This is a genomic window from Sphingomonas hankyongi (genome assembly GCF_023516575.1).
Lineage (GTDB): Bacteria > Pseudomonadota > Alphaproteobacteria > Sphingomonadales > Sphingomonadaceae > Sphingomicrobium > Sphingomicrobium hankyongi.
Genome location: NZ_JAMGBE010000003.1, coordinates 605954 through 629880, shown reverse-complemented (window position 1 = coordinate 629880; position 23927 = coordinate 605954). Strand labels below are relative to the sequence as shown.

The 23927-nt window shown below is 63.0% G+C and carries 27 protein-coding genes, 1 tRNA gene and 1 pseudogene; 13 read left to right on the top strand and 16 right to left on the bottom strand.

The features are described from left to right. Window positions 1-87: 87 nt before the first annotated feature. A complete protein-coding gene (locus tag LZ538_RS11710) occupies window positions 88-417 on the bottom strand; it encodes a low affinity iron permease family protein (protein WP_249832179.1) in 330 nt (109 codons plus the stop codon). A 245-nt stretch (window positions 418-662) separates the two neighbouring features. Here LZ538_RS11710 and LZ538_RS11705 point away from each other — a divergent pair, with 245 nt between their 5' ends. Further along, window positions 663-1187 (top strand): hypothetical protein, encoded by a 525-nt coding sequence (locus LZ538_RS11705; RefSeq protein ID WP_249832178.1) that lies wholly within the window; start codon window positions 663-665, stop codon window positions 1185-1187. 67 nt (window positions 1188-1254) lie between these two features. Next, a complete protein-coding gene (locus tag LZ538_RS11700) occupies window positions 1255-1542 on the top strand; it encodes a hypothetical protein (RefSeq protein WP_249832177.1) in 288 nt (95 codons plus the stop codon). 579 nt (window positions 1543-2121) lie between these two features. Here LZ538_RS11700 and LZ538_RS11695 read toward each other — a convergent pair. Continuing rightward, window positions 2122-2197 (bottom strand) — tRNA-Lys (locus tag LZ538_RS11695). A 12-nt stretch (window positions 2198-2209) separates the two neighbouring features. Continuing rightward, complete coding sequence (folK, locus tag LZ538_RS11690; RefSeq protein ID WP_249832176.1) at window positions 2210-2701, bottom strand: 2-amino-4-hydroxy-6-hydroxymethyldihydropteridine diphosphokinase; 492 nt, start codon at window positions 2699-2701, stop codon at window positions 2210-2212. 23 nt (window positions 2702-2724) lie between these two features. Here folK and LZ538_RS11685 point away from each other — a divergent pair, with 23 nt between their 5' ends. Further along, the gene (locus LZ538_RS11685; RefSeq protein WP_249832175.1) at window positions 2725-3390 is read left to right on the top strand and encodes a uracil-DNA glycosylase; all 666 of its coding nucleotides are present in this window, start codon (window positions 2725-2727) and stop codon (window positions 3388-3390) included. 11 nt (window positions 3391-3401) lie between these two features. Continuing rightward, window positions 3402-3842 (top strand): nuclear transport factor 2 family protein, encoded by a 441-nt coding sequence (locus LZ538_RS11680; RefSeq protein WP_249832174.1) that lies wholly within the window; start codon window positions 3402-3404, stop codon window positions 3840-3842. Between the two features lie 3 nt (window positions 3843-3845). Here the strand turns inward: LZ538_RS11680 and aguB are convergent, their stop codons facing one another. Both aguB and LZ538_RS11670 read right to left on the bottom strand, forming a co-directional pair. After that, on the bottom strand, window positions 3846-4697 hold the full coding sequence (gene aguB / locus LZ538_RS11675) for an N-carbamoylputrescine amidase (RefSeq protein ID WP_249832173.1): 852 nt from the start codon (window positions 4695-4697) through the stop codon (window positions 3846-3848). 73 nt (window positions 4698-4770) lie between these two features. After that, window positions 4771-5745 (bottom strand): agmatine deiminase family protein, encoded by a 975-nt coding sequence (locus LZ538_RS11670; RefSeq protein ID WP_249832172.1) that lies wholly within the window; start codon window positions 5743-5745, stop codon window positions 4771-4773. A gap of 101 nt (window positions 5746-5846) precedes the next feature. Here LZ538_RS11670 and LZ538_RS11665 point away from each other — a divergent pair, with 101 nt between their 5' ends. Both LZ538_RS11665 and LZ538_RS11660 read left to right on the top strand, forming a co-directional pair. Beyond that, window positions 5847-6095 (top strand): hypothetical protein, encoded by a 249-nt coding sequence (locus LZ538_RS11665; RefSeq protein ID WP_249832171.1) that lies wholly within the window; start codon window positions 5847-5849, stop codon window positions 6093-6095. 153 nt (window positions 6096-6248) lie between these two features. Beyond that, the gene (locus LZ538_RS11660; RefSeq protein ID WP_249832170.1) at window positions 6249-6521 is read left to right on the top strand and encodes a hypothetical protein; all 273 of its coding nucleotides are present in this window, start codon (window positions 6249-6251) and stop codon (window positions 6519-6521) included. 79 nt (window positions 6522-6600) lie between these two features. On the opposite strand, the gene rpsD is transcribed toward LZ538_RS11660, so the two are convergent. From rpsD to rpiB, 6 genes are all read right to left on the bottom strand, one after another. Continuing rightward, window positions 6601-7215: a 30S ribosomal protein S4 gene (gene rpsD / locus LZ538_RS11655; protein WP_249832169.1), complete on the bottom strand. Its 615-nt coding sequence runs from the start codon at window positions 7213-7215 to the stop codon at window positions 6601-6603. Between the two features lie 476 nt (window positions 7216-7691). Continuing rightward, complete coding sequence (locus tag LZ538_RS11650) at window positions 7692-7967, bottom strand: hypothetical protein (RefSeq protein ID WP_249832168.1); 276 nt, start codon at window positions 7965-7967, stop codon at window positions 7692-7694. Between the two features lie 129 nt (window positions 7968-8096). Beyond that, complete coding sequence (locus LZ538_RS11645; RefSeq protein WP_347402768.1) at window positions 8097-8789, bottom strand: RNA methyltransferase; 693 nt, start codon at window positions 8787-8789, stop codon at window positions 8097-8099. Window positions 8790-8809: 20 nt separating this feature from the next. Continuing rightward, a complete protein-coding gene (gene nrdR / locus LZ538_RS11640; protein WP_249832167.1) occupies window positions 8810-9289 on the bottom strand; it encodes a transcriptional regulator NrdR in 480 nt (159 codons plus the stop codon). Window positions 9290-9301: 12 nt separating this feature from the next. Then, window positions 9302-10618, bottom strand: a complete 1317-nt coding sequence (gene glyA / locus LZ538_RS11635; RefSeq protein WP_249832166.1) for a serine hydroxymethyltransferase — start codon at window positions 10616-10618, stop codon at window positions 9302-9304. Continuing rightward, entirely contained in the window at window positions 10618-11064 is a 447-nt protein-coding gene (gene rpiB / locus LZ538_RS11630) for a ribose 5-phosphate isomerase B (RefSeq protein WP_249832165.1), read from the bottom strand. Before rpiB ends, glyA begins: the two co-directional genes overlap by 1 nt. A 110-nt stretch (window positions 11065-11174) precedes the next feature. Between rpiB and LZ538_RS11625 the strand changes: the two genes are divergently transcribed. Continuing rightward, window positions 11175-12014: a DUF5694 domain-containing protein gene (locus LZ538_RS11625; RefSeq protein WP_249832164.1), complete on the top strand. Its 840-nt coding sequence runs from the start codon at window positions 11175-11177 to the stop codon at window positions 12012-12014. A gap of 42 nt (window positions 12015-12056) precedes the next feature. Here the strand turns inward: LZ538_RS11625 and hemA are convergent, their stop codons facing one another. Next, window positions 12057-13268, bottom strand: coding sequence for a 5-aminolevulinate synthase (gene hemA / locus LZ538_RS11620; RefSeq protein WP_249832163.1), 1212 nt, complete (start codon window positions 13266-13268; stop codon window positions 12057-12059). Between the two features lie 71 nt (window positions 13269-13339). Continuing rightward, window positions 13340-14128: a glutamate racemase gene (gene murI / locus LZ538_RS11615; protein WP_249832162.1), complete on the bottom strand. Its 789-nt coding sequence runs from the start codon at window positions 14126-14128 to the stop codon at window positions 13340-13342. A 70-nt stretch (window positions 14129-14198) separates the two neighbouring features. On the opposite strand from murI, the gene plsY reads away from it, so the two are divergent. From plsY to LZ538_RS11590, 5 genes are read left to right on the top strand one after another with little or no spacing between them, the layout of a single operon-like run. Further along, a complete protein-coding gene (plsY, locus tag LZ538_RS11610) occupies window positions 14199-14798 on the top strand; it encodes a glycerol-3-phosphate 1-O-acyltransferase PlsY (RefSeq protein ID WP_249832161.1) in 600 nt (199 codons plus the stop codon). Next, window positions 14795-15853, top strand: coding sequence for a DNA-processing protein DprA (gene dprA, locus LZ538_RS11605; protein ID WP_249832225.1), 1059 nt, complete (start codon window positions 14795-14797; stop codon window positions 15851-15853). The genes plsY and dprA overlap by 4 nt, the downstream gene beginning before the upstream one ends. 50 nt (window positions 15854-15903) lie before the next feature. Continuing rightward, window positions 15904-18378: a type I DNA topoisomerase gene (gene topA / locus LZ538_RS11600; RefSeq protein WP_249832160.1), complete on the top strand. Its 2475-nt coding sequence runs from the start codon at window positions 15904-15906 to the stop codon at window positions 18376-18378. Continuing rightward, window positions 18375-18812, top strand: a complete 438-nt coding sequence (gene dut, locus LZ538_RS11595) for a dUTP diphosphatase (RefSeq protein WP_249832159.1) — start codon at window positions 18375-18377, stop codon at window positions 18810-18812. Before topA ends, dut begins: the two co-directional genes overlap by 4 nt. Beyond that, window positions 18809-19555, top strand: coding sequence for a HesA/MoeB/ThiF family protein (locus LZ538_RS11590; protein ID WP_249832158.1), 747 nt, complete (start codon window positions 18809-18811; stop codon window positions 19553-19555). The genes dut and LZ538_RS11590 overlap by 4 nt, the downstream gene beginning before the upstream one ends. On the opposite strand, the pseudogene coaBC reads toward LZ538_RS11590, so the two are convergent. The 3 genes and pseudogenes from coaBC to LZ538_RS11575 form a co-directional block, all read right to left on the bottom strand. Then, window positions 19547-20712: pseudogene (gene coaBC / locus LZ538_RS11585) on the bottom strand (bifunctional phosphopantothenoylcysteine decarboxylase/phosphopantothenate--cysteine ligase CoaBC). The gene LZ538_RS11590 and the pseudogene coaBC sit on opposite strands and share 9 nt — an antisense overlap. A 4-nt stretch (window positions 20713-20716) precedes the next feature. Beyond that, on the bottom strand, window positions 20717-22249 hold the full coding sequence (gene ubiB / locus LZ538_RS11580; protein ID WP_249832157.1) for a 2-polyprenylphenol 6-hydroxylase: 1533 nt from the start codon (window positions 22247-22249) through the stop codon (window positions 20717-20719). Then, window positions 22246-22977, bottom strand: coding sequence for a class I SAM-dependent methyltransferase (locus tag LZ538_RS11575; protein WP_249832156.1), 732 nt, complete (start codon window positions 22975-22977; stop codon window positions 22246-22248). Before LZ538_RS11575 ends, ubiB begins: the two co-directional genes overlap by 4 nt. A gap of 53 nt (window positions 22978-23030) precedes the next feature. On the opposite strand from LZ538_RS11575, the gene mutM reads away from it, so the two are divergent. Beyond that, a complete protein-coding gene (gene mutM / locus LZ538_RS11570; protein ID WP_249832155.1) occupies window positions 23031-23837 on the top strand; it encodes a bifunctional DNA-formamidopyrimidine glycosylase/DNA-(apurinic or apyrimidinic site) lyase in 807 nt (268 codons plus the stop codon). The last annotated feature ends 90 nt before the right edge of the window (window positions 23838-23927 follow it).

The window sequence follows — 23927 nt, the reverse complement described above, 5'->3', positions numbered from 1 at the left end:
AGTGCAAGTGTCCGCAATGGGTCGATTGCTGACGGCAGGTTTGGGTGGAAAGCTGCCATTAGACACCGACCCCAGCCGAATCGAATCTCAAATGCGCAGGCTTTCAATCTGGGCTTCGGATTTGTCCTCCGCTCTGACTAAGTCATTGCGGGCTTGGCGGGATGAATGGATTAGTTCGTCGAGCTTGGCTTGGATTGCCATCCCGTCGCGGTTCTGGCTGTTCTGGATCAGGAAGACGGCAAGGAACGTAAGAACTGTGGTTCCGGTATTTACGATGAGCTGCCAAGTATCTGAATAATGAAACATCGGTCCGCTGAACGCCCATAGGATGATCAGCAGCGTAGAGACGATGAAAGAAATGGGTTTTCCCAGTAACTGGGACGAAAGGGTCGCGATCCGCGAAAATACTTCATTCATTTTGAGCTCCTGCCGTGTCGAGCAGGCACACCCACTCACGCGCGCCCGATGGGATCACCGGCGCACTTCGGCCAACGCATCCACGAAACACGCTGTTCCATTTGCAGTTCGTCGCTGTGGTGGTCCGGTCGGTGGCGCACCTCTGCGGCGGCGCCGACCAAAGTTTATTCCTCGCGGCGCGGAACGGTGCTCGTCCTGCTTCGCTAAGCTTCTGGGTGGGCCAGTCTTTTTCCCCAGGAGTCATCATGAGCAAGAACATCATCTCGGCCGTTTTCGACAGCCGCTCCGAAGCAGAATCCGCGGTCGGCGAATTGCGCGGCAAGGGCATCGATAGCGCCAAGCTTTCCGTCATCGGCCGCGATGAGGACGGTGCGACCGTGACCGACGGGTCCGGCGAGGAAGCCAGTGAAGGCCTTGGGGATACCGTCAAGGGCGCGCTCGGTGGCGCTGGAATCGGCGCCATCCTCGGCGTTGCCGCCCTAGCGATTCCGGGCGTCGGCCCTCTTGCCGCGGCTGGCGCGATTGCCGGCTCCGCGATCCCCGGCGCGGCTGCAATCGGCGCGGTTGCCGGCGGCCTGACCGGCATGCTCAAGGACCACGGCGTCAGCGACGAAGACGCGAAATATTATGAAGGCCGCATCAACGACGGCGGCATCTTCGTCTCCGTCGATGCCGGAGAAAGCAATGTCCCAGCCGAAACGGTGCGTGAGATCCTCTCCCGCAACGGCGGCCATAATGCTTCGCAGCCGCGGATGGCGACTGCTCAGTAATCGCCACTGTTTGTATGCGTTGAGGAGCGCTGCCCCGACGGCGCTCCTCCTATTTCAAAGGAAATCCATGCCCCGTTCCGATCCGACCGCCGAATGGTCACAATTGATGTTCCGCGCCTCGCGCCTGTGGGCCGACGCCGGCATGGTCGTTGCGCTGCGATCGTGGCGCATAATGGCCGGCGGCCAGACCGCGGAGCGTGAACTCGAACGCATGGTCAGCGAAAAGACCGAGGCCGGATTCGAGCTGACCGGAGCATTGGCTGGCGGGCGCGTGAAAAGCCCCGAGGCGGCGGCGCGCAAGGCGCTCAACGTCTATGGCAAACGAGTCCGGGACAATCGCAAACGGCTTGGCTAGCGTTCCTGGGGTCTCCGGTAGACACCGTGCGCATCGACCCATACCCGCCTTGCAGAGGTGGGAGCGATGACCGCTCGCAGGCGCTGGCCTAATGGCAGTTTTGGGTCGATTGCTGACGGCAGGTTTGGGTGGAAAGCGGAAATGTCGCTTAGCGAGTCCATTCTCTCTTTTTCGCTGCAATTTCGGCGAGGCGATCCGCGACCGCCTGTTGTAGTTCTGGGTCGTCGGGGTCCAGTTTCACTGTTTCGCGGGCGAGTGCTTCGAACTGCGCAGTTAGCTCAAGTAGAAACATTTTCGTCGAGGGGTGGATCGCCCGTCTGGCCTCGATATGGCAGCGCCGTGCCCACTCAAGCGGATGTGTCAGGGGACTCCCTGCCGGATTTCTTGCCATCAGGCGGGATTTAGTAATGCGGTTAGACCATGCAATTCGGACGATTACGGATATCTCCTCGCGAGTCCGAATTGGGTCGAAAGCGGACATAAGCGCGGCAGCACCAAGCGTCTCATCGCTGAGGCCTGATGTGATTACCCGGTGATTACTTTACGGGATATGTCAGCCGGAGAATGTCATCTAAGTGTTGGTGAGCCCTGCTGGATTCGAACCAGCGACCTACTGATTAAAAGTCAGTTGCTCTACCGACTGAGCTAAGGGCCCACGCAGCGGCGGTTAGCCGCGCGGGGTCGCGCGGGCAAGGCGCTGCGCGAGATGCCCGACAGTCACCGGCCCCATGACGCGCCAGCGCGGGGCGACCGCCGCGAGCGGCTGAAGCACGAAGCCGCGCCTAGCGAGCGCGGGGTGGGGGATGCTGAGCGCCCGCGAGCGCCAGCGCCCGCCGCTCCACAGGGCGATGTCGAGGTCGAGCACGCGCGTCGCCCAGCGCTTTCCCGGACGCCGCCCGAACTCCCGCTCGAGCGCCTTCAGCCGTTTCAGCATCTCGGGCGGATCGAGGGCGCTTTCGATGAGAGCCACGGCATTGGCGAAATCGCGTCCGGCATCTCCGATCGCGGAGTTGAGGATGATCGGCGACGCATCGAATAGCCCGAAATCCTGGTCGAGCCGCGCGACTGCCGCTTCCACCACCCGGCTCGGCCGTCCGAAGCGGCCATGCGGGCGATTGGAGCCAATCGCGATGGCATAAAGGTGCGTTGCGCCGGGCACGGAGCCTCGCCTAGGTCAGTGCAATGCCGTTCGCCAGCCCCGCCGACCTGTCGCCGATCCCGCAGGCGGAGGCTCCGCGCGACTGCCCGCTTTGCCCGCGGCTCGTGCGTTTTCGCCGCGAATGCCGCGCCGAGTTCCCGCATTGGTGGAACGCTCCGGTGCCGGCATTCGGCGACCCGGAAGCCTGGCTCGCGATCGTCGGCCTTGCGCCCGGCAAGCATGGCGCGAACCGCACCGGACGACCGTTCACGGGCGATTATGCCGGGGAGCTGCTCTATGGGACTTTGCTCAAGTTCGGGCTGGCGGAGGGCGAGTACCGCGCCGACCCGTCAGACGGCCTCAGGCTCAAGGGCGCAGTGATCCTGAACGCAGTCAAATGCCTGCCGCCTGCAAACAAGCCGGAACCGAGCGAGATCGCGACCTGCCGGCATTATTTCGAGGAAGGTCTGGCTAGTTTGTCAAAAGTGCGGGTGGTGCTCGCTCTCGGGCAGATCGCGCATGTGGCGGCTGCGCGCGCGCTTGGGCTTCCGCCTGCCTCGACCAAATTCGGTCATGGCGCCGAGAATGTCGCGCCCGGCGGCCGCATCCTGCTGTCGAGCTATCATTGCTCGCGTTACAACCAGAATACGGGGCGCCTCGATCAGCGCATGTTCGAAAATGTGTTCGCGAGGGCGGCCGAGATTGTTTGAAAGGGGGAACCATGATCCTTTTTCTCGCGGCTGCAGCTCTGGCGCCTGCTGCGGCGCCAAGTTGCACGGCAGAGGGCGCCCACGATCCCAAGCTACTGAAATATATCTGCGATTCGGAGCAGGCCTGGGCTGAATCCGTTGCAACCGGCGATACGCGCGCGGTGAAACGTATCCTGTCCGAAGATATTGTCGGAGTTGATCCCAAGGGCGAAATTTATCGAAAGCCCAGGATGGTTGAGGAGACGGCGAAGGCTTCGAACTACTTCAACTCGAATAAGATCGGTGACGTGCTTGTGCGCTTCTACGGCAACATGGCGGTTGCGCAGGGCAGCGAGACTTGGAAGCGGAAAAACGGGAAGCAGGGCCGCTGGGTGTGGACGGACACGTGGCTGAAGCGGAACGGCAGTTGGCAGATCATCGCGGCCGAGGATCTCGAAGCGCCGGCGAAGTAGCGATCAGACGTCCTCGGTGAGCCGCCCGTAAAGCTCGGGCCGGCGATCGCGGAAGAAGCCGAAAGCCGCGCGGTGCTTTCTCGCTTGCGCAAGGTCCAGGGTAGCGACGAGGACGCCCGTCTCGCCCGCGCCGAACTCCGCCAGGATATCGCCGCGCTCGTCGCAGATGAAGCTGTGCCCGTAGAAACGCTGCCCGTGCTCGGTGCCGATGCGGTTGGCAGCGACCACCGGGACGACATTCGACACGGCATGGCCGATCATCGCGCGGCGCCAAAGGCGTGAGGTGTCGAGATCCGGATCGTGCGGCTCGGTCCCGATCGCGGTCGGGTAGAACAGGATCTCCGCGCCCATCAGCATCATGGCGCGTGCCGTTTCCGGATACCATTGGTCCCAGCACACGCCGACGCCAAGCGTGGAGCGATGCGGGCCGCGCCAGACCTTGAAGCCGGTGTTGCCGGGCCGAAAGTAGAATTTTTCCTCATATCCGGGCCCGTCCGGTATGTGGCTCTTGCGGTAAACCCCCGCGACCTTTCCGTCGGGCCCGATCATCGCGAGCGAATTATAATGGTGGGGTCCGTCCAGCTCGAAGAAGCTGGTGGGAATCCATATCTGCAGCTCCTTGGCGAGCTCCTGCATGGCGACCACGGAAGGGTGCTCCGCCGTCGGCTTCGCGGTCGCAAACAGGCTTTCGTCCTCGACGCGGCAGAAATAGGGACCTTCGAACAGCTCTGGGGGAAGCACGACCTCGGCGCCCTTCGAGGCCGCCTCGCGCACCAGGTCCGCAACGGCCCTGATGTTGGCGGCGGTGTCCTCAGTGAAGGCGAGCTGCAGCGCAGCGACGGTGAGCCTGGTCATTTTCTCCCCGTACTCCGGCGAAGGCCGGAGTCCAGAATGGTTACACGGATCGCGGCTTGCGCCGGGATGCCAGCTAGGCAGGCACCTGTTGCGAAATGCAATGGAAGCTTCCGCCTCCGGTGAGGACATGGTCGGCGCGAAGCCCGATTGCAACGCGGTCGGGGAATAGCGACTGCACCATCTCCACTGCCGCCGCGTCGTTCGCCGCGCCATATTGCGGCACCACAACCGCGGCATTGCCGATGTAGAAGTTCATGTAACTTGCCGGGATCACGTCGCCTTCGTCGTCGAGGACGCGCCCGGGGGATGGAAGGGTGAAGACGCTAAGGCGTGCATCCGCGATGCGCCGGGCAGCATCCTTGTAAACCGCTTCGTTGGGATCGTCCGTGGTGGCGGTCGGGATCGCGACGCGCCCCGGGCCCACGAAGCGCGCGAGATTGTCGACATGGCCGTCGGTGTGGTCGTTCATGAGGCCGGAGCCGAGCCAGACGATACGGTCGAACCCGAGGTCGGCTCGCAGCCGCTGCTCGACCTGGTCGCGGTCCAGCGTGTTGCGATTGGGGTTGAGAAGGCATTGCTCGGTGGTGAGCACAGTGCCCGAGCCATCGCCGTCGATCGCCCCGCCTTCGAGGATCCAGTCCGCCCTGGCGAACGGGATCCCGGCGGCTGCGGCGAGGCGCTGACCGATGTCCTGATCGCCTTCGAGGTCGTATTTGCCGCCCCAGCCGTTGAAGCCAAAGCCCTGCGCACGACGCGCTGCCCCGGCCCCCACGATGATGGGGCCCGTGTCGCGTAGCCAGATATCGCCGAAAGGCTGGACGATCACGTCCGCGAACGGTGCCAGCTGCCGCGCGTTCTCGCCTGCTCCCTCGTTGGCAGCAACCAGCCACACCTTCTCGCCCCGGCCGTCCGCGTGCACCGCCGCGGCGAAGGCGGCGACTTCCTGCTCCGCGGCCTTGAGATCGCCCAGCCAGAGGTCGGGATCGCTCGGAAAGCCGATCCACACCGCTTCATGCGGGGACCATTCCGGGAGGGGGGGTGAGGTCATGGCGCGGACTTAGCCGGCAGTCAGATCAGTGCAAGCTTGTATGGCAAAGATCGTCGTGAGAGGATCGCTGGATACGCCGACTGACTTTGGAAAGGGTTGTCATGAGTTTTCTGGCAATCGGCTTGGTGCTGGCGCAAGTGGCTACGCCCGCGGACATTCCTAAGAAACCTTTGTACACGGAAGACGGCCAGAAGGTTGTTTGCAGGCAAGTCTGGGAAGCGGGATCCCGCGTGCCGATCCGCATTTGCCGTACCGAGGCCGAGTGGGAACGCATGGCGAAAGAAACCCAGGACGACTGGCGCGGATCTCGCAACTCACGAAAGGTGGGCTGCAATTCCCTGAACTGCTAAGCACAGACGCCTGTCAGGCTTTCGGGCGGCACCGGAAAAGTCGTAGATTTGCGATAAGCGGGCCGTAATGCCGACGATTTGCAGATTTGGGCGGTTGTCGGCTTGCGCCACCGAAGCTTAGGATGTTCACGGCGAAGCTAAAGGAGAATTGTGATGAGCGCCTTCCTGATCGGCATCATGCTCGCGCAAGTGGCGACGCCAGCCGATATTCCGAAGAAGCCGCTGTACACGGCGACGGGCGAGAAAGTCAGGTGCGAGTTGGTCACCGAACTGCATTCCCGCATCCCAAGTCGCATTTGCCGCACGGAAGGCCAGTGGGCGGAGATAGAGCGTCAGAACGATAAGGCGCTTCGCGATTCCTCCAAAAACACTTCAAGCGAAGGCTTCAATAATGGTTTCGCGGGCACGCTCTCACCTCCTCATTGAGGCATAACGGACCTCGCGTTTTCGACTCAAAAAAAAGGGCGGCCTGAGCCGCCCTTTCGCATTCTGCGGTCGGCAAGCCTTACCGCGAATAGAATTCGATCACGAGGTTCGGCTCCATGCGAACCGGATAGGGCACCTCGTCCAGCTTCGGCACGCGCGTGAAGGTGATCTTCGACGTGCCGTCCGGAACGACGTAATCGGGGATGTCGCGCTCGGCGAGGCTCTGCGCTTCGATGACCAGCGCCATTTCCTGCGCCTTCGAGCCCAGCTCGACGATATCGCCCACGTCCACCTTGCGCGAGGCGATGTTGCACTTCACGCCATTGACGCGGATGTGGCCGTGGCTGACCAGCTGGCGCGCGGCCCAGATCGTCGGCGCGAACTTGGCGCGATAGACGACCATGTCGAGCCGGCGCTCGAGCAGGCCGATGAGGTTCTGCGAAGCGTCGCCCTTCATGCGCGTCGCGTCGACATAGTTCTTCTTGAACTGCTTTTCGGTGATGTCGCCGTAATAGCCCTTCAGCTTCTGCTTGGCGCGGAGCTGAATGCCGAAATCCGACAGCTTGCCCTTGCGGCGCTGTCCGTGCTGGCCGGGGCCATATTCGCGGCGATTGACCGGGCTCTTGGGCCGTCCGAAGACGTTCTCGCCCATGCGGCGGTCGAGCTTGTATTTGGCGCTGGTGCGCTTCGTCACTGAACTTCTCCAATTCGCGTTTTCGATGCGCCCGAGACCGCACCGCTGAACCAGTCGTTCAGCGCGATCTCCGCTTCACCGGGCATGCGGGATCAATTGCGAGCGGCGCACATGGCCATTTCGCTCTCGGAAGTCAACTTGGAGAACGGGTTGCTCTAGCGGGAGTCACTTGAGTTCTGGCCGACACCGCGACCGTTTCGGGAGCCGGCTATATCGTCTTGCGCATCCTTGGCGAGCAGTTCCCACTCCTTGTCGAGGCGGCAAACCTTGGTCGGAATGCGGGATCCCGGCTCCTGAACCATCCGGCATTCGACTTTAGCCGTAGGAGTACCGGCTGCCGCTGGCGTTGCCTGGGCAGTGGCGATCGGGGCAACTGCAAGCAAAGATAGAACAACAAACATACGCTCTCCGTCTCCTTGCCTCCAATGAGGAGGCCTGGACGGATTACCATCTGGGCCGGGATCAGACTAGTGCCGTTATCTCGGTGGCTTCGGAGCCACCACATATCCTTCGCCATCGTCGACGATCGTGCCAAGCCTGCCACTTGCGCGGTAATTCTTCGAATCACGCATGTCCGCCTCCGCGTCCCGTTCGATCCGCTGCCATTGGGCCTTGGTCCGGCAGATCTGGGTGGGGATACGGCTGTGGACTTGATATTCGACCTGGCACCTGACCTTGTCGTCGTCGGACTTCGCCATGACGCTAGGCGGTGGAACCGCTTGAGCCGCAAGCAGCAAGAAGCTCGTGATCATCAATTTCCTCCCGACGATATTTCGAAGGAAACGCGGCGCGCGTGATGCGGCGAAGGGAGAAAACGCCCCGGCAAGCCCCCGATGCGCGTCGGCGACTCCATAACACGGGTTATGAAAAATTGGTAGCGCTCAGCGTTTCCTTGCCGGCGAAACCAGGGCCCGCAAAATTCCTCTGACCGCCTTCACCTCGCGCGACGACCAGCCCGTTTTCGTGAAGATGGTGCGGATCGTGTTTCTCGTAGCCTGTGTCCGGGAGGGCGGATGGAAATAGCCCCTTTCGACGAGAGCTTCGTCAAGTTGTTCGATCAGTCCTTCGAGCTCGCCGTGCGGTGCGACAGGCTCCAGCTCCTTGGCGGGCGGCACCGCCAGGGCGGACCTCTTCGACCACTCATAAGCGAGGAGGATCACGGCCTGGGCCAGATTCAGCGAACCGAATTCGGGATTGATTGGGACGGTGACGATGGCGTTGGCGAGGGCGACATCGTCGGTCTCAAGCCCGGAGCGCTCGGGACCGAAGAGGATAGCCGAGCGGCCTGAATCGCTGGCGATACCCTCCGCCATAAGTTCGGGCGTCACCACGGGCATAACTAGATCGCGCCGCCGCACCGTCGACGCATAGACCGTGGAGCAATCGGCAATCGCCGCTTCAACGGTGTCGAAGAGCTCGGCCTGCTCGAGCACGATGTTTGCTCCGCTCGCCGATGGTCCCGCATCCGGGTTAGGCCAGCCATCCCGCGGGGCTACCAGGCGCATCTCGGTCAGCCCGAAATTGAGCATCGCGCGTGCGGCCTTGCCGATATTCTGGCCCAGTTGCGGGCGCACGAGGACAATTACTGGCGCGGTCACAGCAATTTGTCGTGGTCCGTCGGGGCTGCTTCCTTCTCGACGCGCTCGGCGATCTCCGCAAAGTCACCCGGATCGCTGAAATCCTTATAGATGCTCGCGAAGCGTATGTACGCGACATGGTCCAGCGCCTTGAGCCCGGCCATCACGGCTTCGCCGATCTGCGCTGTCTTCACCTCGTCGCCGCGGGTTTCGAGCTGCCGCTGGACTCCGGAGATCAGCCTGTCGATCTTCTCCGCAGCGATATCGCGCTTGCGTGTCGCATGGCCGATGGCCCGCTCGAGCTTCGCGCGGTCGAACGGTTCGCGCTTGCCGTCCTTCTTGACGACCGTCAGCTCACGAAGCTGAACGCGCTCGAAGGTCGTGAAGCGCGCGCCGCAGGCCTCGCACTGCCGACGGCGGCGGATCGCGGCGCCGTCCTCGCTCGGACGGCTGTCCTTAACCTGGCTGTCCTCGTGCGCGCAGAAGGGGCAGCGCATCCTTCCGCCTGACTAGCCCTGATAAATCGGGAAGCGCGAGCAGAGTTCGCGAACGCGCTCGTTGACCTGATGCTCAACGGAACCGTTGTTCTCCACGCCATTGGCTTTGAGGCCATCGAGCACGTCCGCGACCATGTCCGCGATGTCCCGAAACTCTGACTCGCCGAAACCGCGGGTCGTCCCGGCTGGCGATCCGACACGGATTCCGCTCGTTTTCACTGGCGGAAGGGGGTCGAACGGCACGCCATTCTTGTTGCAAGTGATCCCCGCGTGCTCGAGGCTTTCGTCGGCATCCTTGCCGGTCAGTCCGAGGGGTCGGAGGTCGACGAGAGCGAGGTGGGTGTCCGTGCCCCCGGCGACCAGGTCCGCGCCACGTTCCTTCAGCCGGTTGGCGAGCGCCTGCGCGTTGGCGATGACGGCTTTCGCATAGGCCTTGAATTCGGGTTGCAGCGCCTCGCCGAATGCAACGGCCTTGGCTGCAATGACATGCATTAGCGGGCCGCCCTGAAGTCCCGGAAAGACCGCTGAATTGATCTTCTTGGCGATGGCCTCGTCATCCGTGAGCACCATTCCGCCTCGGGGGCCCCGTAGCGTCTTGTGGGTGGTGGTTGTGACAACATGCGCATGCCCGAAGGGCGAGGGATGCTCTCCGGCCGCGACCAGGCCGGCGAAGTGCGCCATGTCGACGAGGAACAGTGCTCCTACCTCATCGCAGATCTGCCGGAACCGCGCGAAATCGAAATGCCTTGGATAGGCGGACCCGCCGGCGATGATCAGCTTCGGCCGATGTTCCTTCGCGAGCCGCTCCACCTCGTCGAAGTCGACCAGATGATCGTCCTGGCGGACTCCATATTGGACAGCGTTGAACCATTTTCCCGACTGGGCCGGCGGAGCGCCGTGCGTGAGGTGGCCTCCGGCGGCGAGGCTCAGGCCCATGATCGTGTCGCCCGGCTGGAGGAGCGCCAGCATGACAGCTCCGTTCGCCTGTGCTCCTGAATGCGGCTGGACGTTGGCGAACTGGCAGCCGAAGAGCTTCTTCGCCCGTTCGATCGCGAGGGTCTCGACCGCGTCGGACGGCGCGCAGCCCTGGTAATAGCGGCGACCGGGATAGCCTTCCGCATATTTGTTGGTGAGGACCGAGCCTTGGGCTTCCAGCACCGCCTTGCTGACGATGTTCTCCGACGCGATCAGCTCGATCTGCATCTGCTCTCGGCTGAGCTCGGAGCGGATCGCTTCGCCGACGGCGGGATCCGTGTCGCTCAATCCGCTGGTGAAGAAGCCACGAGGGACCCGGTAGTCGTGGTCGTGCTCGATCTCGACTGTAGCCATTAATCGCTGTCCTGAAGAAGGTTAGAAAGCTGGTCGACGCGGCGCTGGTGGCGGCCGCCAGCGAACTCAGTCCCGAGGAACGCCAACACGCATGCCTTCGCCATGTCGGGACCGATCAGGCGAGCTCCGAGCGCGAGCACGTTGGCGTCGTTATGTTCACGAGCCAGTGCGGCGGAGAGCGGCTCGTCGACCCGCGCGCAGCGACAATTCGGCTCGCGGTTCACGGCAATAGAGATACCGATCCCGGAGCCGCATATGACGATGCCCCTCTCGGCCTCTCCGCTACCGACCGCTTTTGCGAGCCTTCCGCCATATTCGGGATAGTCGACGCTTTCAGGGCCGTTCGTCCCAAGGTCGTCGACGTCATGGCCAAGCTCCCTCAGCCAGGCAGCAACCTCGTCCTTCAGCTTGTAGCCTGCATGATCGGCGGCAACGGCGATGCGCATGGTTGATGCCTACGGCAGCGCGACCGGATTCGCCAGTCTGTCGAAAATCCTTGCAAGTGAGTTATAGATGTAACACAGAGTTACATATGTAGCGCACAAGGAGTCGCTCGATGCTGAAGTCTCTATTGCCAGTCGCTGCCCTGGCGGGATTTGCCGTACCCGCTCATTCGCAAGCCGCAGACCCGATCGAAGTGATGGTGCTGGGCACCTATCACATGGGCAATCCGGGCAGGGACCTCGTCAACGTCAGGGCCGACGACGTTACAGCGCCGAAGCGGCAAGCGGAGTTGCAGGCGGTTGCCGATGCGATTGCCGCCTGGAAGCCGACGAAGGTGCTGGTCGAAGCGGAGCGGCCCGCGCCCTTCACAATGGCCTCTTACCGGGCATTCACGCCCGACATGCTGAAAACCAATCCTAACGAGGTTTATCAAATCGGCTATCGGATCGCGCTCGAGATGCACCATCTCGATGTTTACGGGTTCGACGAGCAGGGCGGTGAGGGGGAGCCCGACTACTTTCCGTACGGAAAGGTGGAAGACTACGCCAAGGCGCATGGGCAAATGCCGCTGCTCGACCAGCAGATCGGCTTCTTCAAGAACCAGGCTGCGCAGCAAGAAAAGGTTCAGGCGACGCTATCGATCGCCGACCTGCTCGCGCTTCACAACAACCCCGAGCGGATCAAAGCCGATCACAGGCGCGGGTATTACGCGCTGCTCGCGATCGGAGACGCCGAACAGCAGCCGGGCGCCGAGCTCAACGCCTACTGGTACATGCGCAATGCCAAGATGTTCGCGAAGATAGGGCTCATAGGAAAGCCGGGTGACAGGCTTCTCGTGCTCGTCGGTGCGGGCCACGCTTATTGGCTCCGCCATTTCGCTGAAAGCACGCCGGGTTACCGACTGGTGGATCCGCTTCCATATCTCGCCAAGGCCGCCGCGACGGCGAAATAGCGCCGCCATTCATCGCGCGATCGAACTGCTGACAAGCGGCAACTAGGCGGCGAGCTGGATCTCGTCGCGGCTCCAGATCTCGACCAGGGCGGCGGTCAGCTCGTCCATCATCTCGGCACTATGCTGCGGTCCCGGCGTGAACCGCAGGCGCTCGGTGCCGCGGGGAACGGTGGGGAAATTGATCGGCTGGACGTAGAGACCATATTCGGCCAGCAGGATGTCGCTGATCCGCTTCGCCTTCACCGGACATCCTACCAGCAGCGGGACGATATGTGTCACGCTCGGCATCAACGGCAAATCCGCCGCCGTGAACTTACCCTTGAGCATGGCTGCCGCCTGCTGCTGGGCGTCCCGCTCTTCCGACGAGACCTTGAGATGGCGAACGCTGGCGAGCGCTCCTGCAACCAGCACCGGCGATAGCGAAGTCGTGAATATGAAGCCCGGCGCATAGCTGCGGATGCAGTCGATCAGCGTCTTTGACGCGGCAACATAGCCGCCCATCACGCCGAAAGCCTTGCCGAGCGTGCCTTCAATAAGGGTCAGCCGGTCGGCCACCAGGTCGCGCTCCGAAATCCCACCGCCGCGCGGACCGTACATGCCTACGGCGTGGACCTCGTCGAGGTAGGTGATGGCATTATATTTGTCGGCGAGGTCGCAGATCGCCCCAATAGGAGCGACGTCCCCGTCCATCGAATAGACGCTCTCGAAGGCGATGAGCTTTGGCGTGCCGGCATCCTCCGCCGCCAGGAGCTCTTCAAGATGTTCGAGATCATTGTGGCGGAAAACACGCTTAGCGCAGCCAGAGCTCTTGATGCCGGCGATCATCGAAGCATGATTGAGCTCGTCGGAGAAGATCACGCATCCCGGCAGGAGCTTGCCCAGCGTCGAAAGCGCGGCTTCGTTGGAAACATATCCCGAGGTGAAGAGGAGCGCGCCCTCCTTGCCATGGAGGTCGGCGAGCTCGGCTTCGAGCTCCGTATGATAGCGGGTGTTGCCGCTGATGTTGCGGGTGCCGCCGGAACCCGCGCCGACCTTGTGAAGCGCTTTCTCCATCGCTTCGATGACGGACGCGTGCTGGCCCATTGCGAGATAGTCGTTCGAGCACCAGACGGTGATCGGCTTGGGGCCATTGCCTCCAAAGCAATGCGCGTTCGGGAATTGGCCTTTGTGGCGAAGGATATCGACGAATACACGGTACCGGCCTTCCTCGTGGAGCCGGTCGATCGCCGATTTGAAAATCTCGTCGTAGTTCAAAGCTTACTCTCGCTCGACGGGCCTTTAACCGCGCCTCTCAGTCAATTCCATTGCGAACGACTCGCAATAAGTTAGAGCGTCAACACCTCGTCCAGCCCGTACCGGGCGAGCGCACTTTCTAGCGGCCTGCCGACTGCGCCGGTGAAGACGGCTAATCCGGAAGGCCGGTCATTTGGCCAGACTTGCCCGCGGGTCAACTGCGCGATCCGTCTCGCAATGCCGGGACCCCCGTCTACATAGCTAACGTCCGGGAATGCCGCCCGAAGCTCGGCATCGAGGAGAGGAAAGTGCGTGCAGGCGAGCACGACGGTATCGATGCTCTCTCCGGATGAGGCATCGAACATCGCCTGAGCGGCTGCGCGGACGGCCTCGGTGCTTACCTCTTCGCCCGCGAGCTTGGCCTCGGCAAGCTCGACCAATTCGGGCGAACCGTGCCGAATGATCGTGCAATCGGCTGCGAAGTCGGCGGCGAGATTCTCCACGTAAGGCTGGCGGACCGTAGCCTCAGTGCCGAGCACTCCGATCACGCGTGTCTGCGAAATCTTTGCCGCAGGCTTGATCGCAGGTACCGTTCCGACAACCGGTAGGTCGAGGGCCGATCGGACATGATCCAGGGCGATGGTAGACGCGGTATTGCAGGCGATTACCGCGAGCCTCGGGTGAAATCGCTCAACCAACCGACCCAGCAGCGCGGGCACGCGGCTCGCGATCTCCGCCTCGCTGCGCTTGCCGTACGGGAAGCCGGCGCTGTCGGCGGCGTAGATGATCGGCGCATTCGGAAGCAATTCGCGCGTGGGCGCCAGCACCGACAATCCGCCGACGCCGGAATCAAAGAACAGGATTGGTGCGTCGGCATCCATGGCGGCTCTGTGGCGCGGGCCGGCCTTAGCCGCAAGTTGCACGGCTGTTCCGGTTTGCTACCAATCGCGGGTGACCCGAGAGATACTGTTCGCCCTGTTGCTTGGATATTTGTTCGGGTCGATTCCCTTCGGCCTGCTGCTGACTCGCTTGGCGGGGAAGGGCGACGTCCGGGAAATCGGATCCGGCAATATCGGCGCGACAAACGTGCTGAGGACTGGCAGCAAGCCTCTCGCTGCGCTCACGCTCGTCCTCGACTGCCTAAAGGCTACGACCGCAATTCTGCTCTCGCAGTTGCTGTTCGGCCAGCTTACCGGAATGATCGCAGCAGCCGGTGCGATGATCGGTCATCTGTACCCGCTCTGGCTGAAGTTCCGCGGTGGAAAAGGCGTCGCGACCTTCCTTGGCGTCCTCATTGCCCTGCTATGGCCGGCGTCGCTGGTCTATGCCGGCATCTGGATCCTCCTGCTCCTGACGATCCGAATCTCGTCGGTCGCGGGCATGGCAGCCGCAGTAAGCGCGCCGATCAGTGCCTATCTGCTTCATTCTTCCCTCTTTCTCATGTTGCTCGGTTTCGCGGTGCTGGTCCTCTGGAAGCATCGCGAAAATATCCTTCGTCTACGGAAAGGAACCGAGCCACGAATAGGTACGAAGACCTCCTCAGCCGCCTGAGGCTCGTTCGAACGCCGGGCATTGGACCGGTCACATTTCGACAGCTTGTGTCCCGTTTCGGAGGCGCTCAGGCCGCGCTGGCCGCAGTCCCCGAGCTTGCCCGACGGGGCGGCGGAAAGGCGCCGGCCATCTGCACGCGAGAGACAGCCGAACGCGAGATTGCGAGGGTGGAGAAGTTAGGCGCTCGATATCTTGTCCTGGGTCAGGGCCTTTACCCCAGACTCCTTGCGGAGCTCGAAGACGCCCCGCCACTGCTTGTCGCGAAGGGGAACATCAATCTGCTGGACAGGCAGGCCGTCGCAATCGTCGGCGCGCGCAATGCATCGGCGTCGGCCTGCCGGTTTGCACGGGGCCTGGCGCACGGCCTCAGCGAGGATGGAATGGTGGTGGTCTCGGGCCTTGCGCGAGGCATAGACACCGCGGCGCATGATGGCGCGCTCGACAATGGCACCGTGGGCGTCGTCGCGGGCGGGATCGATGTCTTTTATCCGCCGGAAAACGAGGACAGGCAGAGTGCCATGTTCGAAAGAGCGCTGGTGATTGCAGAAATGCCGCCCGGCACGGAGCCACGGGCCCGACACTTTCCGTACCGGAACCGGATCATCGCCGGGATGAGCGCCGGCACTGTGGTAGTGGAAGCCGCGCCGAGATCCGGCTCCCTGATTACGGCCCGCCTCGCGGCAGAGGCCGGACGGGAGGTGATGGCCGTCCCCGGCTCGCCCCTCGACCCTCGAGCGCGCGGTTGTAACCAGCTTATCCGGGATGGGGCGACCTTAGTCCAAGATGCCGCGGACGTGCTGGAAGCGGTTCGGCCACTCCAGTCGCGCGTTCACATGACCCGATCCACGTTCAGTCCCGCTCCGGATCCAGTGAATGGCGACGATGCCTTCCGCGATGTCGAGGACCTCCTCGGCCCGTCGCCGGTGCCGGTCGATGAACTCATCAGGCTGTCTGGAGCAACCAGCGGCGCGGTGCAGATGGCACTGCTCGAGCTTGACCTTGCCGGCCGCCTCGACCGCCATGCCGGCAACCAGGTCAGCTTGAGGGCCGCTTGACGGGGCGAATCCGGAAGCCCCACCTTTACGCGTATGCGTGAGGGAAATGCATGAAGCTGGTCGTCGTGGAATCGCCGGCCAAGGCGAAGACAATCGAGAAGTATCTCGGAAGCGGGCATCGTGTGCTCGCGTCCTTTGGACATGTGCGCGACCTGCCTCCCAAGGACGGCTCGGTCGATCCGGATCAAGGGTTTGCCATGCAATGGCAGGTATCGCCTGATCGGTCGAAGCAGCTGAAGGCAATTACCGAGGAGGCCAGGAAGGCCGACGCACTCATCCTGGCGACCGACCCCGATCGCGAGGGCGAAGCGATCAGCTGGCATGTCCAGGAGGTCCTGCGGCAAAAGAAGGCGCTACCGCCCGAAGTGCAGCGGGTGACCTTCAATGCGATCACCAATTCTGCCGTCAGCGAAGCGATGAAGAACCCGCGTGGCCTCGATGAGGATTTGATCGACGCCTATCGGGCTCGCCGCGCTCTCGATTATCTCGTCGGATTCACATTGTCGCCGATCCTCTGGCGCAAGCTTCCCGGCGCGAAATCGGCCGGCCGCGTTCAATCGGTTGCACTGCGCCTGATCGTGGATCGCGAGCGTGAGATCGAAATCTTCCGACCGCAGGAATATTGGCAGGTCAGCGCTACGTTCGAAACGGATGGGCAGCATTTCACAGCGCGGCTGGTTCATCTCGACGGACAGAAGATCGATCGCCTGACGATCGGCACCAGGGCTGACGCCGACGCCGCCAAGGCTGCCGTCGAAGCCGGTCGATTCAGCGTGTCCGCGGTCGAGACGAAGCCATTCGCCAAGAACCCTCCGCCACCGTTCACGACGTCGACCCTGCAGCAGGAGGCAGCGCGCAAGCTGGGCTTTTCCGCCAGCCATACGATGCGAGTTGCCCAGAGCCTCTACGAGGAAGGGTTGATAACCTACATGCGAACCGACGGGGTCGACATGGCGCCTGAGGCGGTCAGCGCCGCCCGCCGGGCGATCGCAAGCCGCTACGATTCCGGCTTCGTTCCCGACAAGCCGCGGGTCTACCAAACGAAGGCGAAAAACGCGCAAGAGGCCCACGAAGCAATCCGTCCCACGGATTTCAGCCGCGCTCGTGCAGCTTCCGGCGACCATGGGCGTCTATATGAGCTGGTCTATAACCGTGCGCTCGCAAGCCAGATGGCGTCTGCGCGCCTCGAGCGGACGACCGTGGAGCTCAGCGATGGAGCGGGCAGGGCGGTGCTTCGCGCTTCCGGCCAGGTGGTGCTCTTCCCTGGTTATCTCGCGCTCTACGAAGAAGGCCGTGACGACAGGGGCGACGATGAGGACGGCGCCCGGATGCCCGTCCTACGGCAAGGCGATACGCCGGCGAAGACGGGGGTCGACGCGACGCAGCATTTCACGCAGCCGCCGCCGCGCTATTCCGAAGCGAGCCTGGTCAAGCGCCTCGAGGAGCTGGGTATCGGCCGGCCCTCCACCTACGCGGCAACGCTGCAGACGCTCAAGGACCGTGAATATGTCCGCGTCGACAAGGGGCGCTTCGTGCCCGAGGAGAGCGGCCGACTGGTGACTGCCTTCCTCGAGCGATTCTTCGAGCGATACGTGAGCTACGATTATACTGCTGAGCTGGAAGAAGAGCTCGACGACGTTTCCGGCGGAAGGCTGAATTGGGAAAAGCTGCTCGATGACTTCTGGCGCGACTTCAAGCCGAAGGCCGGCGAAGTCATGGACCAAAAGCCGAGCGAGATCACGCAGGCTCTGGACGAGTTTCTTGCGCCCTGGCTCTACCCCGCCCGTGCCGACGGCAGCGATCCGCGCATCTGCCCGCAATGCGGCAATGGGAAGCTTTCGCTTCGTGGCGGAAAGTTCGGAGCCTTCATCGCCTGCTCCAACTATCCCGACTGCAAGTACACCCAGAAGTTTGGGCAGTCGGGCGATCAGGCACAAAACGACGGTCCGACGGACCTCGGGGACGGCATCATGCTCAAGAGCGGACGCTTCGGCCCCTATGTCGAGCGCGACGATAAACGCGCCTCGATCCCGAAGGATGTGCCGCTTTCGGATGTCGATGCCGAGATTGCCGAGCGCCTGCTCTCGCTACCCCGTGAGATCGGCCCCCATCCGGAGACTGGAAAGCCGATCACTGCGTCGATCGGCCGCTATGGTCCGTACCTCGCCCATGACGGTAAATATGCGAAGCTGGGCTCGACCGCCGAGGTCTTTGAAACCGGCATGAACGCGGCCGTCTCCAAGCTTGCCGACGCGGCTACCGGTGGCGGGCGGCAGCGCGGAGCTTCGCGCGAGCCCGTAGCGGTTCTGGGCGCCCATCCCACTAGCGGCGGTGAGATCAAGGTCATGGCGGGCCGCTATGGCCCGTACGTCACCGATGGAACGACCAACGCGACGCTTCCGCGGGGCGCCGATCCGAAGGCGGTCACGCTGGACGAAGCCGTTCGCCTGATCGATGAGCGGGCTGCGAAAGGTCCGCCAAAGAAGAAGGGCGGACGCAAACCCACACGGAAGAAGACGAAGTGATCGAAATCCAGCTTCAGCGACTGCCGCACGGCGAAGGCCTGCCGATCCCGGGATATGCAACGGAAGGCGCCGCCGGTCTCGATGTCGTGGCTGCCGAAGACCGGACGCTTCACCCGGGCGAACGGCACGCAGTGGCCACCGGTTTCTCGATTGCGATCCCGGAGGGATATGAAGTGCAGGTGCGACCCCGGTCTGGCCTTGCGCTGAAGCATGGCATCACCTGCCTCAACACGCCCGGCACGATCGATCACGATTACCGCGGCGAGGTGAAGGTCATCCTGGCGAATCTTGGCAGCGAGGCCTTCGAAGTGCGGCGCGGGGAGCGGATCGCCCAACTGGTGCCCGCCGTCGTCACGAAGGCGCATTTCAGCGAAGTCATAGAACTCAGCGAGACGAGCCGGGGCGCAGGGGGCTTCGGTTCCACGGGCCGGTGAGCCTCTCGGACGAGGAACTGGAGCGATACGCGCGGCACATCGTGCTGCCGCAAGTCGGCGGCATCGGCCAGCGAAGGCTCAAGGCGGCGAAAGTTGCGGTGATCGGCGCGGGCGGGATCGGAAGTGCGGTGATCCCGGCGCTCGCCGGCGCAGGCGTCGGGACGATTACCATTGTCGACGACGATAGCGTCGAAATTGCCAATCTGCATCGGCAGCCGCTTTACTCGGAGAGCGACCAGGGAAAGCGCAAGGCGGAAGTTGCCGCTGAGTTCGTGCATGAACTCAACCACTTCGTCGCGGCTCAAGCGGTTTGCGCGCGGATCGACCGCGACAATGCTAAGAACCTGATCGCCGCGCACGACCTCGTCATCGACGGCAGCGATAATTTCGCTACGCGGCTGACCGTCAACGACGCTTGCGTGCAACTCGGCATCCCGTTGCTCGCCGCCGCTGCGGTGCAGTTCCAGGGGCAGGTCGGACTATTTCACGCACGGCCTTGCTATCGCTGCTTTGTCGGCGATGCCTTTGACACTGAAAATTGCGACAATTGCGCGGAGCTTGGCGTGCTCGGAGCGCTGACCGCCACTGTCGGTGGCTTCGCGGCGCTTCTCGCCATCAACTTTCTCGTCGGGATCGGCGGCGACCAGGCTGGCACGCTGCACCTGTTCCAGGGCGACACGCTGGGTTGGCGCGCGATTCGCATACCGGCGGACCCGGCGTGCAAGAGCTGCGGCTCAGCCTAACGCGGCGGCCACGCGCGCGATCAGCCGCCGTGCAACCTCTTCCTTGCTTGCTTCGGGCCAATCCTCGACGCCGTCGGAAGTCACGAGGTGAACGCGGTTGCGACGTCCGCCCATAACGTCGCCCGACACGTCGTTGGCCACGATCCAGTCCGCCCGTTTCGCAATCTGCTTCGCAATCGCCCGTTCGACCACCCTCTCGGTCTCGGCAGCAAAGCCGACGAGAAGGCGAGGACGTCGATCGCTACTGCCAAGCTCCGCCAGAATGTCGCGAGTAGGCACGAACTTCAGCTTCGGCGGTCCGTCGCCCTTTTTGAGCTTCGTAGTTGCTGGCTCGACCCGCCAGTCGGCGACGGCTGCGACGAGGATTGCCGCGTCGGCCGGCAATGACGTCATGACGGCATCCGCCATTTGTTCGGCGGTCTCTACATCCACCCGATCGACTCCTGGCGGAGTGACGAGGGCGACTGGACCCGCCACCAGCGTGACCCGTCCGCCCAACTCTACGGCTGCCTCGGCGATTGCGAACCCTTGGCGGCCGGAGGATCGATTTGCGATCACGCGAACCGGATCGATCGGCTCATGGGTCGGCCCAGCCGTGACAAGAATATGCTTCCCGACGAGAGTCACTTCAGCAGGTCGGCCAGGCGATCGAATATGTCCTGCGGTTCGGGCAAGCGCCCGGGTCCGAACTCTCCGCAGGCCATCTCGCCTTCGTCCGGATCGAGCACGCGCACCCCATCAGCTTTAAGCTGGGCGATATTCCTCAGCGTGGCCGGATGAAGCCACATGCGCACGTTCATCGCCGGCGCAACCACGACGGGCTTATCGGTCGCGAGCAGGAGCGTCGTCGCAAGATCGTCGGCCATGCCCGCCGCCATCTTGGCGAGCAGATCGGCGGTGGCCGGGCAGACGAGGATGAAGTCCGCGGATCGCGAAAGTTGGATGTGCCCGATCTCAACCTCGTCCTTCAGCTCCCAAAGCGAAGAATGGACGGGACTTTCGGCTAGCGTTCCCAGGCTCATCGCCGTGACGAAATGCTCGCCGCCCTTGGTGAGGACGGGCGTCACTTGATGACCGGCCTTTTTCAGTAGCCGCACCAATTCGAGCGACTTGTAGGCAGCGATGCCTCCGCCAACGACCAGCAGAACATGGGCCATGGGCTCAGCCTAGCACAATCATCAGCAGTGCGGCGACAATGGCGCCCGCGACCGCTGCCAGGGCGTAGCCCCATCCGTGCCTTTGCTCCATGACAGCGATATCGGGGAGAGGAGGAGCAGGCGGTGCAGCCCCCGGAGGCGGATAGTAATAGTCGATACGCTCGACCAGCTCTGGCAGCTTCTTCGCAGCACGCACGATCTCGATGATGCGGTCGGCATAATATGCTTCGGGTCCGAGCTCGGAGCGGAGCCACTCGCGAAGGAACGGCTCCGCGGTCTCCCACATGTTGATGTCCGGATCGAGCGCGGTCGCGACGCCCTCGTTCATCACCATTGTCTTTTGCAGAAGAAGGAGATGCGGCTGGGTCGGCATGTCGAAATCGCGGGTGATAGAGAACAGGCTTTCCAGCATACGCCCGACCGAGATGTCCTTCACTGGAAGGCCCCTGATGGGCTCGCCTGCAGCGCGAAGGGCGGTGGCGAATTCTTCGACATTGTGATGAGCCGGAACATATTGCGCTTCGAAATGGATTTCGGCGACGCGCCGGTAATCGCCGGTAATGAGACCGTAGAGGATCTCCGCGAGCCAGACGCGGGCGCGGCGGTCGATCCGGCCCATGATCCCGAAGTCGATCGCGGCGATCCGGCCGTCTCGGAGCGCGAAAAGATTCCCGTGATGCAAATCTGCATGGAAGAAGCCGTCGACCACGGCCTGGCGGAGGAAGGCGCGGACCAGTGTCGCTGCGAGCGTCTTGCAGTCCTGATCGGCCTCGATCAGCGCCTCGCGCTCGTTGAGCTTGATGCCGTCCAGCCATTCCAGCGTGAGGACTCGCCGCGCGGTTCTCCGCCAGTCGATTTCCGGTACGTAAAAGCCCGGCTCGGCGACCATGTTTTCCCGAAGCTCAGACGCCGATGCCGCTTCACGCTGGAGGTCGAGTTCGCGCGCGGTCCAAACCCGAAACTGAGCAACCACCATTCGCGGCCTCAGCCGCTGAGCCTCTCCGCCGTAACGCTCGACGTGGGCTGCCGCCCATTCGTAGGTCTCGATCGCCTTTGCGAATTCCTCTTCGATGCCGGGTCGCAAAACCTTGACGGCGACTTCACGTCCCTCTGTCGTAACGGCGCGGTGGACCTGGGCGATGGATGCAGCTCCGACGGGGACTTCGTCGAATTTGGTGAAAAGCTCCTCGAGCTTCGCGCCGAAGGAGCTTTCGATCGTTTGCTTGATTGCTGCGAAGGGGGCGGGCGGAAGGTCGTCCTGGAGCTGGGATAAGTTTTCGGCCGCCCGGTCGCCGACCAGGTCCGGACGTGTGGACAGGGCCTGGCCCAGCTTGATCGCGGCTGGGCCGATGGCAACAAGCGCCGCGGCATAATCCGGAGTGGGCGGTATCCTGGCGCCGAACCGTGCAATCCGGGCGAGCCGGCGCACCGGGGGCGGCGTCATCGGATCTTCCTCGATACCGCGCAACGCGCCATGCCGAGCCAGCGTCCGGCCCCACTTCAACAAACGCCACAAATGGGTTGCGCTGGTCGTCAAATCTTCCAACCCGAATGTATGGTCACCAGTCCGCCCAGCATCGGCTCGGCGGAAGCCCGCGTGAAGCCAGCTTCGCCGACCATTCGCCGAAACGCTTCGGGCCGCGGGAAGCGGCGGATGCTTTCCACCAGGTAGCGATAGCTTTCCTCATCGTCGGCGAAGGCCTTGCCGAGCTTGGGGATCACATTGTCTGCCCACAGGGAGTAGGCTTTCGAAAAGCCTGGCCAATCGCTGGTGGAGAACTCCATGCAGTAGAAGCGCCCCCCGCGTTTGAGCACGCGATGGGCCTCCCGAAGGGCTGCAGGGATGTCGGTCACGTTCCGAATTCCGAATACAATCGTGTACGCGTCGAACTTCCCGCTAGTGAAGGTCAGCGCCTCCGCGTTCTGGACTTCCCAGCTGAGGCCTCGAAGGCCTTGCGCTTCGGCTCGGTGCTTGCCGACCTCCAGCATGTCGGCATTGATGTCCGCCACGGTCACATGCGCTCCTCGGCGAGCCATGCGGAATGCGACGTCTCCGGTGCCTCCGGCCATGTCCAGGACATGCTCGCCGATGCGAGGCTTCGCGCGCGCCACGAACCGATCCTTCCAGAGCCGGTGCATGCCGCCGGACATCAGGTCGTTCATCATGTCGTAGCTGCGGGCGACGGAGCTGAACACGGCGCTGACGCGCCGGGTCTTCTCGTCGCGGGTGACCAGCTCGTCTCCGAAATTGACCCGTTCTTCCATAGCGCTGGCGGCTCTAGCGGGCTTGATGCGGCTCCGCCATATCGCCGGTCGACATGCCAGAGCTTCCCGAAGTCGAAACGACCGTTCGCGGTCTGGAGCGCGTCCTCCGAGGGCGACGGATTGCGAGGGTCGAAGCGCGTAGGCCAGACCTTCGCCGCGCGCTGCCAGTCGACCTAGGCCAGCGGCTGACCGGCGCGCGCGTCATCGGACTTCGAAGGCGCGCGAAATACGGGCTCATCGATACCGATCGCGGCGACACTTTGATCTTCCACCTCGGCATGTCCGGAAGGTGGCGCATCGACCCGCAGGAGGTCGAAAAGCACGACCACTTGCTGATGGAGACAGACGAGGGGACGAGGCTAACGCTGAATGATGCGCGCCGCTTCGGTTCGCTCGATCTGATGCCTACGGAGCAGGTTGGCGAATGGCCGCCCTTCAAGGCCCTCGGACCGGAGCCCCTCGAGCTTACGCCAGATAATCTCCGCAAGAATCTTCGGGGCCGAACCGCTGCGATCAAGCTCCTCCTCCTCGACCAGACCATCGTAGCGGGGCTCGGCAACATCTATGTGTGCGAGGCTTTGTACCGCGCAGGAATCCATCCGCGTCGCGCTGGTGGGTCGTTATCGCTCGAACGGGTGCGACGCCTTGTCCCTGCGATCAGGCAAGTCATTGAGGAAGCGATCGACGCAGGCGGTTCGACGCTTCGCGACTTCGCCAGTCCGGAAGGGGAGCTGGGCTATTTTTCGAAGTCGTTCGCGGTCTATGGCCGCGAAGGCAAATCGTGCGCGTGCGGCGGCACGGTCAGGCGAATCGTGCAGGGCGGACGATCGACATTCTATTGCCCCCGGTGTCAGCGTTGACCTTCAAGGCGCTTGCGGTTAGGGGGACGCCACGTCGGTGCGAGCCAGCCTGTTATGGGCGAGCCGCGCCGCTTTTTCATTGAGCTAGAG